Annotated in this window: 10 protein-coding genes and 1 pseudogene; 5 read left to right on the top strand and 6 right to left on the bottom strand. The window is 64.5% G+C overall.

The window, feature by feature from the left end; translation table 11 throughout:
• Position 1 precedes the first annotated feature (1 nt).
• Positions 2-2,047: an FUSC family protein gene (locus tag FJ424_RS30215; RefSeq protein WP_140659895.1), complete on the bottom strand. Its 2,046-nt coding sequence runs from the start codon at positions 2,045-2,047 to the stop codon at positions 2-4.
• Positions 2,048-2,096: 49 nt separating this feature from the next.
• A complete protein-coding gene (locus FJ424_RS30220) occupies positions 2,097-3,443 on the bottom strand; it encodes an MFS transporter (protein ID WP_140659894.1) in 1,347 nt (448 codons plus the stop codon).
• Between the two features lie 152 nt (positions 3,444-3,595).
• Here FJ424_RS30220 and FJ424_RS30225 point away from each other — a divergent pair, with 152 nt between their 5' ends.
• Positions 3,596-4,051, top strand: a complete 456-nt coding sequence (locus tag FJ424_RS30225) for a MarR family transcriptional regulator (RefSeq protein ID WP_140659893.1) — start codon at positions 3,596-3,598, stop codon at positions 4,049-4,051.
• Between the two features lie 567 nt (positions 4,052-4,618).
• Positions 4,619-5,623, top strand: coding sequence for a DUF1186 domain-containing protein (locus FJ424_RS34175; RefSeq protein WP_181182267.1), 1,005 nt, complete (start codon positions 4,619-4,621; stop codon positions 5,621-5,623).
• A gap of 216 nt (positions 5,624-5,839) precedes the next feature.
• Here FJ424_RS34175 and FJ424_RS30235 read toward each other — a convergent pair whose 3' ends face one another.
• Positions 5,840-6,595 carry an MBL fold metallo-hydrolase gene (locus FJ424_RS30235; protein ID WP_140659892.1) on the bottom strand — a complete coding sequence of 252 codons (756 nt, stop codon included), beginning with the start codon at positions 6,593-6,595 and terminating at the stop codon, positions 5,840-5,842.
• 143 nt (positions 6,596-6,738) lie between these two features.
• On the opposite strand from FJ424_RS30235, the gene FJ424_RS30240 reads away from it, so the two are divergent.
• Positions 6,739-7,311 (top strand): TetR/AcrR family transcriptional regulator, encoded by a 573-nt coding sequence (locus FJ424_RS30240; RefSeq protein ID WP_140659891.1) that lies wholly within the window; start codon positions 6,739-6,741, stop codon positions 7,309-7,311.
• A gap of 41 nt (positions 7,312-7,352) precedes the next feature.
• Here FJ424_RS30240 and recQ read toward each other — a convergent pair whose 3' ends face one another.
• Together recQ and FJ424_RS34180 are read right to left on the bottom strand one after the other, a co-directional pair.
• Positions 7,353-9,191, bottom strand: a complete 1,839-nt coding sequence (gene recQ, locus FJ424_RS30245; protein ID WP_140659890.1) for a DNA helicase RecQ — start codon at positions 9,189-9,191, stop codon at positions 7,353-7,355.
• Positions 9,191-10,837: a sulfotransferase gene (locus FJ424_RS34180; protein WP_246677391.1), complete on the bottom strand. Its 1,647-nt coding sequence runs from the start codon at positions 10,835-10,837 to the stop codon at positions 9,191-9,193. The genes recQ and FJ424_RS34180 overlap by 1 nt, the downstream gene beginning before the upstream one ends.
• 240 nt (positions 10,838-11,077) lie before the next feature.
• Between FJ424_RS34180 and FJ424_RS34185 the strand changes: the two are divergent.
• A pseudogene (locus tag FJ424_RS34185) lies at positions 11,078-11,179 on the top strand (LysE family translocator); the annotation flags it as partial.
• Positions 11,180-11,185: 6 nt separating this feature from the next.
• Here the strand turns inward: FJ424_RS34185 and FJ424_RS30260 are convergent.
• On the bottom strand, positions 11,186-11,752 hold the full coding sequence (locus tag FJ424_RS30260; RefSeq protein ID WP_246677392.1) for a sulfotransferase: 567 nt from the start codon (positions 11,750-11,752) through the stop codon (positions 11,186-11,188).
• A gap of 429 nt (positions 11,753-12,181) precedes the next feature.
• Between FJ424_RS30260 and FJ424_RS30265 the strand changes: the two genes are divergently transcribed.
• Complete coding sequence (locus FJ424_RS30265) at positions 12,182-13,270, top strand: glycosyltransferase family 9 protein (RefSeq protein WP_140659889.1); 1,089 nt, start codon at positions 12,182-12,184, stop codon at positions 13,268-13,270.
• Positions 13,271-13,353 lie beyond the last annotated feature (83 nt).

The following is a 13,353-nucleotide window of genomic DNA, read 5'->3' on the forward strand; positions in this document are numbered from 1 at the left end:
CCTACTCCGCTACCAGGAGCATCGGCTCCGGCACTGTCGAATGAACGGGTGGCGCGGCGTTTCGGAACAGCGCGCGCCGCAGCCCGACCAGCGCGTCGACGGATCGCCGCGCCGGCGTGGCCTGACGGCCCGCGACGAGGGCGAGCGCGGCGTCGATGCGCTCGCGCAGCCCCGGTGACGCCGCAACAGGCTCGCCGAGCCGGAGCCGCTCCTTGAACAGCACGGCAATGGCGGACAGAACCTCGCCGACCGCTGTCCTTTCGTCCGAGGTGAGCCGGTTGCGCAGCCGCTGCAGCTCCACGATGTTCAGCCCCAGCCTGATTTCGGCATAGCCGTCGATCGTCGACAGCTCCTTGTTTTCCATGGATGCGAGCCGGGGAACGAGTTGCCCGAGGCGATCGAGCATGCGCCCGGCCAGCCTGCGCTGGTCCTCGGCGCGCTCGCCCGCGGCAAGCTGGGCAAGGTCGGACCAGCCGGCAGGCACCAGTCGTCGGGCGGCGATCCCGCCGCCGAAAGGCCGGACCAGCAGCGTCCACACAAGCGCGAAACCGACGCCGGCGAGCGCGGCGAGCCCGCCGCCCGCGAAGGAGGTGAAATCGGCGGAAAACCTGTCGCTGAGCGCGATGAACGACGCCGTGTTCACGGTGAGCAGCATCGCCAGCATGTTGAGCTGAGGCCTTGGAATGATAGTGCCGAGCACAAGGAACGGCGGCGCCAGCACGAGAACCAGCAACGGAAAGCTTTGGATCGAGGGCAGGATGGCGAACTGATAGGCCGCGGTGACCACAAGGCTCGCCGTGCACCAGATGAACATCGACAGGAGAAGCGGCGCGGGCCGGTCGGTCGCCGCGAAGAACGAGCAGGCGACCGCGACCATGAGAACGAATCCAGAGCCTTCAGCCCAGCCCGAGTAGATCCACAGGGCGAAGGCAATCAGGACGGCGACGATCACCGAAGCGGCATAGAAGAACAGCATTCCATAATCGTGATGGCGGGTGCGCGAGAAGGTCCGGCGCCGGCGGAAAGCAAGCTTTTCACCGCTGGATTCGCCGGTCGCGATCTGCTTCTTCAGGACGAGGCAATCGTGCCAGGCATCGACGATCTCGCGCAGCCGGGCGAGCGCGCTGTCTAGGATCAGGCTCCTCCAGTCGACGGCATAGGCGGGCGGGCGCAGATCGGCGATGCGCGAACGCAACGCGACGGCGCGGTCAGGATCGGCCACAGTCTGGAGCCAGGACCCGACGTCGTCGAGCAGGGCGATGAGATCGTCGCGCAGCACCCGGTCCTGCGATCTCAGTTCATGAAGCCGGTCATCGAGCGACGAGAGCAACGGAAGCAGCAGCATGAGACGCCCGCGCAATTGCCGCGCCTGCCGCGTAAGCCCGTGCGTCTGGTGATCGTATCCAAGCTGGCTGATGAGGATGTCGAAGCCGGAAATGTCGGATGCCAGCTTCTGCCGGACCGGAGGCGCCGGCCGCGCAGCGCCCTCGCCGCGCAGGATTTCACCGGCCCACTGGGCGGCGTCGCCCAGCCAAGTGGAGATACGCGACGACATCAATGAAGACAGCCCGATCGGGAATACCAGCTGCGCCACCAAGCTGGCGCAGACGATGCCGAGGATGATCTCCTGGCTGCGCGCCGAGGCGATGTCGAAGATCGTCTGCGGCGCATCGACGGCCGGCAGGGCGATCAGCGGCAGCGAATAGCCGGCGAGCATGAAGACATAGCTGCGCGGCGTGCGGTCGAGCATCGAGATGTAGAGCAGAACCCCTGTCCACAGCGCCACGGCTATGCTCATCAAGAGCGGCGAATTGACGAAGGTCGGCAACAGCAGGACGGCCCCGGCCGCGCCGATCAGCGTGCCGAGCGCGCGGTAGAGCCCTTTGGACGAGGTCGCGCCGGCAAGCGGATTGGCCACCACATAGACGGCGGCCATAGCCCAGTATGGCCGCGGCAGGTCGAACGAAAGCGCTATATAGAGCGCCAGCATCGAGGCGAGGAACGCCTTGATCGAAAACAGCCAGTCCTGCCAGGAGGGAAGCGTCATGGGTTTGGCTCTTGGCACCCGCCTCCTCACTGGCGGGCGCCACGGTTGGCTAGCGGTTGATGTCAACATCCTTGGTCTCGCGCCCGATCAGCAGGGCGACCAGCGTGAGCACCGCCATGGCCGAGAGATAGACGCCGACCCAGAGAGGCCCGCCGCCCGTGCTCCACAGCGCCACGGCGATGAAAGGCGCGACCGCGGCGCCGAGGATGGACGACACGTTGTAGGAAATGCCCGAGCCGGTGTAGCGCACATTGGCCGGGAAAAGTTCAGGCAACAGCGCTCCCATCGGGCCGAAGGTCATGCCCATCAGGCTGAAGCCGATGATGAGCCAAGCCATGACGCCGACCGTGCCGGCATGCAGCATCGGCACCCATGACAGCCCGAAGATCGCGATGGCGATGGTGATCCAGATCAGCGTGCGGCGCCGGCCCCAGCGATCGGCCCAGGGCCCCGAGACCATGGTGAAGACGCCGAAGAAGACCACGCCGATGATCATCATCAGCACGAAGGTCGTGTAGCCATAGCCGAGGCCGGGCACGGCGGCCGAGGGCGCGGAGCGGCCGTAGCTCAGCGAAAACGTCGTCATCAGGTAGAACAGCACATAGGTGGCGAGCATGTAGAACGTGCCGAGGACGAGCTCTTTCCAATGCGTGTTGACGACCGAGGCCAACGGCATCTTCCTGACCTTGCCGGCGCGCACGGTGTTGTCGAAGGCGGCGCTTTCGACGAGATTCAGCCGCACCCAGAGGCCGATGGCCACCATAATCAGCGAAAACAGGAACGGGATGCGCCAGCCCCAGGACAGGAAGGCCATGGACGGCCGCGAGGGGTCGTCCGAGGGCAACATGGCGGCGATGATCAGGAACAGGCCGTTGGCGATGATGAAGCCGATCGGCGCGCCCAATTGCGGAAAAGTGCCGTAGACGGCGCGCTTGCCCTTCGGCGCGTTCTCGGTCGCGACCAGCGCCGCGCCGCTCCACTCTCCGCCGAGGGCAAAACCCTGAGCGAGGCGCAGCACCACCAGAAGGGCCGGCGCCAGCCATCCAGTGCTCGCATAGGTCGGAAGCAGGCCGATCAGGAATGTCGCCAGGCCCACGGTGAGCAGCGCGCCGACCAGCGTGATCTTGCGGCCGCGCCGGTCGCCGAGATGGCCGAAGAAGATCGCGCCCAGCGGCCGCGCGATCATGGCCGCGCCGAACACCGCGAAGGAAGCGAGCAGCGCCGTCGTGTCGTTGCCGGCGGGGAAGAACAGATGCGGGAACACGAGCACCGCCGCCGTGGCATAGACATAGAAATCGTAGAACTCGATCGTGGTGCCTATGAGGCTCGCCAGGATCACCCTGGAGCGGGGATTGGCGGGGGAAGCTGCTGGCACTGCGTCGAAGGCAACGGACATCGAAAACACCTTTGGGGGAACGGGCCGAGGCCGGTCCCCCGTGTTGAGAACGGAGACTTGGTGAGAACGGATCTGTCCGGATACAACGGATCGATCGTGTTGTCTCGCCGATATAGATTGCATCCTAATAGATTGTATGCGAACGATTAGCAATGGAAAATGAACGGTCCAGAAGCCGTGAAACGATCGGCCAGATCATAACCAACATGGCGCGCCTCTGGCGCCGCACCGCCAACGAGCGGCTGGATCGCTGCGGCCTGTCCCACGCCATGGCCATGCCCCTTCTGGCGCTGTGGCAATTGGGCGGCGAAGCCCGCCAGGGCGCGGTTGCCGAACAGGCCGGCCTCGAAGGTCCTTCGCTGGTCCGTCTTATCGACCTTCTGGTGGCGGAAGGCCTTGTCGCGAGACGGGAGGATCCAAGCGACCGCCGGGCCAAGATCGTGTCGCTGACCAAGGAAGGCGAGGCGCGGATGAAAACCATCAACGCGGTGCTTGCCGAGCTCAGGCACGAGCTGGTCTCGCTGATCGGCGACGAAGAGCTCGAGACCGCCTCCGCCGTGTTGCGCAAGATCCAGGCGGAGCTCGCCAACAAGCTCGGCGAGGGCTGAGCAGCGGCCCGCGGGCACCGGGCTATTCGCCAGAGACGTCGGAACGGCAGCTCGGCGGCCACAGCCATCGATCGCCCGCCGAGCGATCCGCATTGCCTCAGCCGCGTTTTGTCGTGAGACTGCCGGCCATCGGGGGGGCGACTGGCGTCTCTGGGCATGGAGCGGCACAATCGCCTGTTGATGATATCGACGGCATCGGAACGGACGACGCTTCCGAAGGCTATCCCGCCTCGGGGCGTCGCCGGTAGCCCGCTCGCGCCTGTGCAGCTGTCCGGGAGGACACCCTCCAGTGACCCAGCCTGAATCCGACGGTGCAGGCGTGCGTCCTGCGGATCCCAGAGCGTTGATGACCGTTCGTCTTTCTCAGGGAAGCGCCATCTATCCCAGCAACGTCAAACGTTCGAGGAAACGCCCCTGGCGATCCATATTGCTAAAGGAACGATCGACCGCCTGGAATTCGTAGTATTGGTATTCGCTCATCGTCGCTCTCATGATTGACACAAGTGTGTGGCTGGGGAATCGATAGCACGCCGCCTAGCCAGGGCTCCATCGACGCGACTGGACGCGATGAAAAAAGAAGATTTGGAAAAGCTGCTTTCCGACGACAGCAGCGACTTCGAGCTGTATCCGATAGACCGCTATCTCCATGCCGTGGCGACCGAACGCGAGGTGCCGAATCTCGCAATCGCGGTCTGCACGATCAGGATAGAAGAATCAGCGCCTGCGCTGCGCGCCGTCCTTGAACGCGCCGCCAACGGACAGCCTTTGTCGGACGATGAAGAGATGCTGCTCTTCAGGGGCGTGTATATCCTCGGCGGCGCCCGTGACACCCAGGCATGCCAACCTTTGCTGCGTCTGCTGCGCCGCCCCGGGAAGGAAGCCGACCGGCTGCTTGGCGACGCCATAACCGAAACCTTGTCGCGCATCATCGTAGGCGTATTCGACGGCGACGCCGAAGCGCTGTTCGGCATCATTGCCGACGGCTCCGCCGACGAATTCATTCGCGACGCGGCGTTTGGCGCGGTGACCTTTTTGACCTGGGAAGGTCGCATCGAGCGCGACCGGACAAGGGATTTCGTGGAACGGTTCTACAGGGAGAGGCTTGCCGACGACTGGGATTACGCGTGGGTCGGCTGGCTGCAAGCCATCGCGATGCTTGACCTGCGAGACCTTGTTCCGCTTGTCTACAGCGCTTGGGACGAGGGCCGTATCCCGGAAGATGCGCTTGAACGCAGTGATTTCGAAAACGACCTGCGGGAAACCGAGCAGCAACCCGGCGACATTGGCCGGTTCGATCGCGCCAGTCTGAGTTATATCGAGGATGTCCTTGTGGCGCTGGATTGGACCCGCGGCCTTGACGATGACGACGGCTTAGAGTTTGGCGACGACGATTTCGAGTTCGGCGACGACGAATTCGATCTTGACGAGGACGAGGATGGGCAAGCCTCACGGCTGGACCTGGCCTTCACCAGCGTCACACCGGCCACCAACCCCTGGCGTGACGTCGGGCGCAACGATCCGTGCCCTTGTGGAAGCGGCAAGAAATTCAAGAAATGCTGCCTCGCCAGCTGATTGGCGATCCTTCGCGAAGATGGCCTCCGAAGCCTTGGCGAAGGAGGCCGCTCATTCATTTCAGGCTACGCATTCGCGCGGCGCCCTTCGCAGGACTGACATCCTGTGCCCGAAGCAGGATGCGGCATAGGGAGCCGGCGTTCGGGCAGGTGCGCCCCTGACGGCCGCAAACGCCGATGATCCGGCAGTCCGTCTTTGTGCCCTCTACGGGCGCGCTCATGCTGCCAGCCTCTGCATGGCTTCGGCCATCTGAGCCGAGACACGGCGGTCGTAGTCCTCGGCAAGCGCCCGCAGGGCCGCAGCCCCGTCGCCGGAAAATGACGGGCCGTGCATGAGCGCCAGAGTGCGTGGCGCGAGCTTGGCAAGCTCGCGGATGGTCGTGCCCATGCCGGGATTGAGTGCCGAATATTTGAACAGATCCTCGGCGGCGATCGCCGGGCCGACAACATCGCCGTCGGTCAGCGCGCGGTCGTTGCCGAGTTGGGTGAACAGATCGCCGCAGAGCAGGGTGCCGGTCGATTCCTCGTACATGACGCCGGCGTCCCAACCATGCGGCGTGTGCGGTGTATCGATGAAGCGCACGCGCTTGCCGCCGCCGATGTCGATCACCTCGCCATCCTTCAGCACCCGCGGCGCACGATCCGCGAAATCGTCGAGCGACACGTAGACGCCTGTCTGTCCGTGCGCGGCCGTTGCTTGCGGCGCAACGGAGAGCCATTCGTTCATGGCGCCGCATTCGTCGGATTCGAAATGGCCAAATCCAATCCAGCGAAGACGCTCCGGGGGGATGATGCGGGCAAGCGCGTCGCGGTTGAGCGCGAACATCTTCCGCAGACCGGTGTGGAACATGAGCGGCTCATCGCCCATGACCAGGAACTGGTTGAAGGTGAAGCCGACGGGCGGAGCGATGTCCGATACATAGGTCGATAGGCGGTAGATGCCCTCGGCGATTTCGTCGATTTTCGTTTCCATGGAACCTCCTGCAAAACAATGGTTGCGTTCCCTCTCCCGGTTGATCCCGGGCTGGACTTCGATCAAAATCGAAGTACATATGTGTGTAGCGAAATATTAGAGCCCTGTCAACAATGGGTGCACATACGTGTGCATTTAAATACATGACCCGCAAATACACCCTAAAACGCCGTGCCGAGCAGCAGGCGGAAACCCGGCGGCGCATCGTCGAAGCTGCGATCGACCTGCACGGTAGCGTTGGTCCCGCAGCAACGACCTTCAGCTTGGTCGCCGAGCGCGCCGGCGTTCAGCGACACACGCTCTACGCCCACTTCCCCGACGAGCGCAGCCTGCTGCAGGCCTGCTCGAGCACGCACATGGAGACGCATCCGCTGCCGAGCCCGGAGCCGTGGCGAGTTGTGGCCGAACCAGGCGAAAGGGTGAGGATCGCGCTGCTGGCGATCTACGAATGGTACGGGCGCAATGAAAGCGTGTTGGCCAGCGTGTTGCGCGACGCCGAACATCACCCGCCAACCCGGGAGGCTGTCGAGACGAGCATCGGCCCGTATTTCGCGACCTGCCAGGGAGTGCTCGGCGAAGGCCTTGGCGGCAGCCAGCGAGCGATGCTGCGCGTGGCGCTGAGCTTCTTCACCTGGCGCACGCTGGTGCGCGAAGCTGGCCTCCAGTCCGTTGAAGCCGCAAATGCCATGGTTCAGGCCGTCCAAGGCGTGGGTTGAGCGGCAAACTCCGGCGGCAGTAGGCTGAGATATACGTCTTGTCAGCTTTCTGACGGGTGCGCCGCGATCGCACTCAAGAACGCCTCCCCGAACTCCTTGAGCTTGGCCGCACCGACGCCATTCACCTCGGCGAAATCGTCGATGTCGCGCGGACGGCGCTCGGCCATGTCGATCAGGGTGCGGTCGGAAAACACCACATAGGCCGGCACCTGGCGTTCCTTGGCGAGCCGCAGCCGCAACGTCTTGAGCGCGGCCAGCAAGGAAGTGTCCACGCCCTCGCCGCCCATGGCGGAACCCTGCGCGGCCCGCTTCCTGCCGCGCGCGAGACGGTCCCGGCCCTCGACACGATACTCGAACGCAACCTCGCCACGTCCGAGCGCGCGGCCAGCTTCCGAGATGGCGAGGCCGCCATGGCCGTCGGGATCCGGCACCAGGAAGCCGCCGGCGACGAGTTGCCGGATGAGCGACAGCCAGACCGGCTTCCTGTGCACGATGCCGGTCTTGAAGCTGGCGAGCTTCTGATGGCCCCTGGCCAACACCTTTTCGGTCTCATGGCCGAGCAGGATGTCGATGACATGGGCGGCGCCGAAGCGCTCGCCGCTCTGCGCGACAGCCGCGAGGATGATCCGCGCCTCCGTCCCGCCATCGGCGCGCGGCGCCTGGTCGAGGCAGTTGTCGCAATTGCCGCAGGCCTGCGCCTCCTCGCCGAAATAGCCGAGCAGCACCTGGCGCCGGCACTGCGCCGTCTCGCAATAGCCGATCAGCGTGTCGAGCCGGCGATGCGCCCGTCTTTTGTGCTCGGGCGAGGTATCCTCGTCGTCGATGAACATCCGCCGCGTGCGGATGTCGCCGGCACCGTAGAGCATGTGCGCTTCCGCCGACCGGCCGTCGCGTCCGGCACGGCCGATCTCCTGGTAATACGCCTCCAGGCTGCCGGGCAGGTCGGTGTGGAAGACATAGGCGACATCGGGCTTGTCGATGCCCATGCCGAAAGCGATGGTCGCCACCATGACGACGCCGGAGAGGCTCATGAACGCGTTCTGGTTCGCCTCCCGCGCGTCCTTGCTCATGCCGGCATGATAGACGAGCGCGCGCACGCCGTTCTTGTCCAGGAAGGCCGCCATTTCCTCCGTCTTGCGGCGCGACAGGCAATAGATGATGCCGCTCTTGCCCTGGTGGCGCTCGATGAAGCGCAGCAGCTGGCGCTTGCTGTCCTGCTTGGGCTCTATCGCCAGCCTGACGTTGGGCCGGTCGAAGCCCAGCACCAGGGTCTCGGCCCGCCCGGCAAACAGCCGCGCTTCGATGTCGGCGCGGGTAGCCTCGTCCGCCGTCGCCGTCAGCGCGATGATGGGCACTTGCGGAAACAGCCCGCGCAGCCGCGACAGGTCCTCATATTCGCGCCGGAAGGCCGGGCCCCACTGCGAGATGCAATGCGCCTCGTCGATGGCGATCAGGCCGATATCGAGCCGGGACAGGGCTTCGAGCATCCGCTCCGTCATCAGCCGCTCCGGCGCCATATAGAGCAGCCGCGTCTGCCCGGACGCGACACGGCGCCAGGCGGCGACATTGGCGTCGCGGTCGAGCGAGGAATTGATTGTGTCGGCGGCCACCCCGGCAAGGCGCAAGGCGGCGACCTGGTCCTGCATCAGCGCCACCAGCGGCGACACCACGATGGTGAGCCCGCCCTTGACCAGCGCCGGAACCTGATAGCAGAGCGACTTGCCGGCGCCCGTCGGCATGACCGCCAGCACATGCCGTCCGGAGAGCAACGCCTCGATCACGCTCGCCTGCCCCGGGCGAAAATCGTCGAAGCCGAACACATCCGTCAGGACGCGCCGCTTGTGGTCCTCGGCCCGCAGGCCCGCTGCCTGTGCTGGCATCACCGCGCCGTTCCCGCGTTCAAGGCGTCGGCCGGCATGTCGTAGCCGAATTCGCGGCAGAAGCTTTCCACGCGGGCGAGGAACGTCGCCGGCAGTCCATGCAGATAGGTCCGGAATTCTTCATTGCGCTCCCATTTTTTCAGCGACGTCGGTCGTATCGGATTGTCCGCATCCCGGCTGTACAGCGTGACCGGTGAAAGACCGAACGACCGAGCGATCCTGCCCTGGACAATATCGGGTTCAGCGATCAAGTCCTCATAGCGCAGATGGAAAACGGCTCTTTCGGGCTGAGCCTTTCTAAGGCGCATCAATCCGTCATACTCCGCCTCCCAGCGCTCGGTCGTTACATGAAAGCGCCGCTCGTTCACAGTCTCCGGATGAGAGCTGGTGAGCACGTCGAAAGGATGCCGCACGCAATAGATCAACCCGATCGAGTCCGGCAGATGCTCGATGTCCTTATGGCTCTCATAGGTGCGTTTGACGACCAGATTGAATTCGGGCCGATCCAGTTCGAGCAGCGCGCGGTAAGGCGCTTCGACCGCATGGACATAGATATCGTCGAAGCACCCCATCAAGCGACGGCTGAGCGTGGTTCCGCTGCGGGCGCAGCCGGCAATGAAGATTCTTTTGCGAGACGTCATTGCCAAGGGCAGCCAGGGCGCAGCCTTGCGCAAGCGCCAGAACAGCCGTCTTGCGCCACGCCGCAGAGTGGTCGCCGGCGTCCGGACTGCTTTGGCAGGGACGTCCCTCGACGAGATCTCGGCCAAGGCGATGCCGCTCTCTCCGGCGACGGCGTAGAGCAGCCAGGTTCGCCCGTCCTCTTCGAAAATGGCGGGGTCGCGCAACGCGTTCTCCTTGCGCTTGGCCGGGCCTTCCCGGCTGCGACGGACCGGCAAGCCCGCCCCTTCGAAATCCATCTTCGGCCGCAGCAGTTCGGTCTCGCCCCGCACCGTCCAGTTTCGCCAGTCCTCGGCGAGATCGATCGTGCCGTGAAGGATCCGTTCCGGCGCGTCGCCCCTGCGCGTGTAGTAGACCCGCAGCCAGCGACCGGATTTCTGCAGCGCCAGATGCCGTGGGACGGGAAGATGCTTCATGCCGTGAAGAACGGCCGGGCCCCGTTCGAAATCGGAGATGCCGGTCCTGGAGCGGAAGACGGTGACGGCCCCTGTCCCGAGAAGACCGTACCACCATTGGTCGTGGTGGAAGAACCGGGCATAGGAAGGCCCGAGCGGCTCGGAAAGCGGATTGAAATGAAGGCCGTCACCGGATGTCGCGGCAAAGCTCATCTGGCCTTCCCTGCCTTTTGCCGGTCCATGAAAATACATGATGAAGCGACGCTGGCGCCGATCGACGTGAACGTCGGGAGACGCGATGTGGCCTTCGATGAAGGGGCATTGATCGAGCGACAGCACCCCGCCGGGATGGATGCGCCACGGACCCTCGATCGAATCCGCGTGAGCGAGGCGGATATAGGAGCCATTGTGGTCGGCGAAATAGAGATAATAGGCGCCGAGCCGCCCCGGCGCCCAGTCGGGCATGCCGATCAGCGACGGTCCGTTGATGTTCATCCCATCGCCGCCGGGCAACATGCCCGGCGTCACGATAAGCCCATGCCGCCTTGCGGTGAGAACGGGTTGCGCGATCATGCGGCGGGCTGCTTCCGGTCGCCGGTTCCATTCCGACGACCAGCCAGCCTGTTGCGGAGCCTGCACGTTCCAGCCCGGTTTCGCCGGCTCTCCCGTGTCGCTTGCTCTTCCAAGCCAGCCCCCTTCAAGGATTGATCCTGCCGCCGCCGCGCGCGGCAGGCGCCTTGGCGATGGCCGGTCCGGCATCGTTCGGCCTTGTCGTTTCGATACAACGGCGTGCGTTAAAACGGAAGCCAATGCCTGGGCCTGCGCCGCAATCCGACAGTGCTGAAATGGCAGGGCAAGGCGGTCGGCGGCATCTATTGCGCGCTCGGCATACGCCTGGCGCTGCAGCAGCGCTGAAATGCTTTACCCGGTAGCGCCGGTCCAGGCAGGCATGTCGTAGCCGAATTCGCGACAGAAGGCATGCATGGGTCCAAGAACGGCCTGTGACAGCTGGCCTTGAAGATAGGCGCGATAGTCTTCGTTGCGCTCCCACTTACGCAGCGAGCGTGCGTGGATAGGGCCCTGCCCGTCCCCGGTCACCGGCACTCTCGGGCGGAGCCCGAATCGATCTGCGATCCGTTGTTGCACGGCGTCTGGGTCGGCGATCGTGTCTTCGTAGCGCGCGTAGAGAATATCGCGCGCCGGCTGCGCCTTTCTCAGGCTCAGCAGCGCATCGTATTCCAGCACCCAGCGGTCCGCCGTGGTGTGAAATCGGCGTTCCTCCATGGTCTGCGGATGCACGCTGGTGAGCACATCCAAAGGATGTCGAACGCAATAGACGAGACCGATGTCGGCAGGCAATTTTGCCAGGTGGGCGAAGGCCCGGGAATCGCGCTTGACGACCAGATTGTTTTCCCGGCGGTCCAGCAGATAGAATTTCGTGTGCCGCGCCTCGGGCGGCCAGACGAAAGTATCCTCGAAGCTTTTCATGATGCGTTGCGTCAGGGTCGTTCCGCTGCGCGCACCCGGCTATGAATATCTTGTTGGCCCGCGCGGCCCACGCATTCGGCCTCGACCGCCAGCGAATTTTGACGGCCGTAACAAGGCGATCAACCTCCCTGCTTGACCGGGCCATCAGAAAACCGACGGCCGCCCCGAGTTTTGGCATATCCACCCCCATCGCGTGGAACGACTTGCCCCAGCCGCCCCCGGCTCATTGGCCGAAATAGCCTTGTTCGAAGCCGGCCCCCCGGGCCATGTCGAGCCTGACATCGCCAACCCGGTCCCCGCCGGCGGGATGACAAAGCCAAGCCTTTCCTTATACAAGAAACCAGGCATGTTCTTGCGAGATTTCAGCCGGGGGTGCTGATTTTTCTTGCAAGAATTCTTGCGATCCAGCTTCTGCGGCATCACACATCAATGGAATTCGCCGTCACGATGGATTCGTCCGCGCCCGTGCTGATCTTCTATGCCCGCAACGACGCGCTTGGCGACGGCCTGCTGCGGATTCCGGCCCTGCGTGCGGCAAGAACGGCCTTTCCCCAAAGCCATATCGTCTACGGCGCCATGCGCGGTTCATCGCTCTCGCAGGCGTTGCGCAAGCATGTCGCGCATCTCGTCGATGACTTCAGGACGAAGACGCCGCTTTCCGCCATCCTCGCCGAATTCGCGCCGCGCGGCCGCAAGGCCATCGTCGTCGATCTGCGGACCGGCGTGCCGGGCCTGATGCTCACGGCTCTGCAACTCGCGGGCCGGGGCATCCGCCACGAAGCGAATTTTGCCGGCCATCTTCTGTCGCTGCGCTGGGGCACGCGATTGACGCTGCGGCCGGAACACAATGCCTGGCGCTATCACCGGCTCATCGAGCGCCTGGCGGGCCGGCATCTGCCTTTTGATCACAGGCTCGATGTTCCGGACGCCGCCCGCGCGCGGGCGCGCCGGTTGCGGGACGGTTGCGACCGTCCGCTCGTCCTGCTTGGCGGCAATGCCCAGGCCAGGAAGTGCATGAACGAAGATCAAGTGGTGGCCGTCGCCGGCAATCTCATCGATGCCGGCTACCGGGTGCTGTATCTGGCCACGCCCGGCAGCGGACCGACGCCGCAGGCTCTCGTCGCCAGGGAAAGTCGCCTCCAGGTGGCCGGCCCGGAACTCGCGCCGGACGTCGCAGGCTTCGACGATCTCCTGCTGGCGCTGGGTGAGATGGCCGTCGCCTATATCGGCATGGAGGGCGGACTGGCGCATCTTCTGGCCACGGTCATGACGCCGGCGGTGATCGTCAACAACGGCGCCAATATGGAGCGCTGGCGACCGCTTTCGAGCAGGGTCGAAGTCGTCACGGCGCCAAGGCGAGGCCGTTCGGCCAATGTCGCCGACACGCCGGTCGAGGCCATACTCGATGCCGCGCATCGCCTGCTCGCGGCAGACTGCCGCGACCACGCGGCGGCCGCGCCGGTGCCGGAAAGGCGTGAAACCGCTCCGGTGCAGTCCGGCGTTTCCGTGAAACGCTGAAACGCTCTAAGACCTGTTGATATTCAGGATTCCACATCGGGCTTGATCATGATTCAAGCTTCGGATGGAACGATTCGTGCTGA

The sequence above is a fragment of the Mesorhizobium sp. B3-1-8 genome, assembly GCF_006439495.1.
In the GTDB taxonomy this organism is placed as follows: domain Bacteria; phylum Pseudomonadota; class Alphaproteobacteria; order Rhizobiales; family Rhizobiaceae; genus Mesorhizobium.

What these genes read in the sequence shown, in the direction of transcription:
- FJ424_RS30240 (WP_140659891.1), top strand. Translation starts at nt 6,739, where the DNA reads ATGACCCGCAAATACACCCTAAAACGCCGTGCCGAGCAGCAGGCGGAA.
- FJ424_RS34175 (WP_181182267.1), top strand. Translation starts at nt 4,619, where the DNA reads ATGAAAAAAGAAGATTTGGAAAAGCTGCTTTCCGACGACAGCAGCGAC.
- FJ424_RS34180 (WP_246677391.1), bottom strand. Translation starts at nt 10,837, where the DNA reads ATGATCGCGCAACCCGTTCTCACCGCAAGGCGGCATGGGCTTATCGTG.
- FJ424_RS30220 (WP_140659894.1), bottom strand. Translation starts at nt 3,443, where the DNA reads ATGTCCGTTGCCTTCGACGCAGTGCCAGCAGCTTCCCCCGCCAATCCC.
- FJ424_RS30265 (WP_140659889.1), top strand. Translation starts at nt 12,182, where the DNA reads ATGGAATTCGCCGTCACGATGGATTCGTCCGCGCCCGTGCTGATCTTC.
- FJ424_RS30215 (WP_140659895.1), bottom strand. Translation starts at nt 2,047, where the DNA reads ATGACGCTTCCCTCCTGGCAGGACTGGCTGTTTTCGATCAAGGCGTTC.
- recQ (WP_140659890.1), bottom strand. Translation starts at nt 9,191, where the DNA reads ATGCCAGCACAGGCAGCGGGCCTGCGGGCCGAGGACCACAAGCGGCGC.
- FJ424_RS30225 (WP_140659893.1), top strand. Translation starts at nt 3,596, where the DNA reads ATGGAAAATGAACGGTCCAGAAGCCGTGAAACGATCGGCCAGATCATA.
- FJ424_RS30260 (WP_246677392.1), bottom strand. Translation starts at nt 11,752, where the DNA reads ATGAAAAGCTTCGAGGATACTTTCGTCTGGCCGCCCGAGGCGCGGCAC.
- FJ424_RS30235 (WP_140659892.1), bottom strand. Translation starts at nt 6,595, where the DNA reads ATGGAAACGAAAATCGACGAAATCGCCGAGGGCATCTACCGCCTATCG.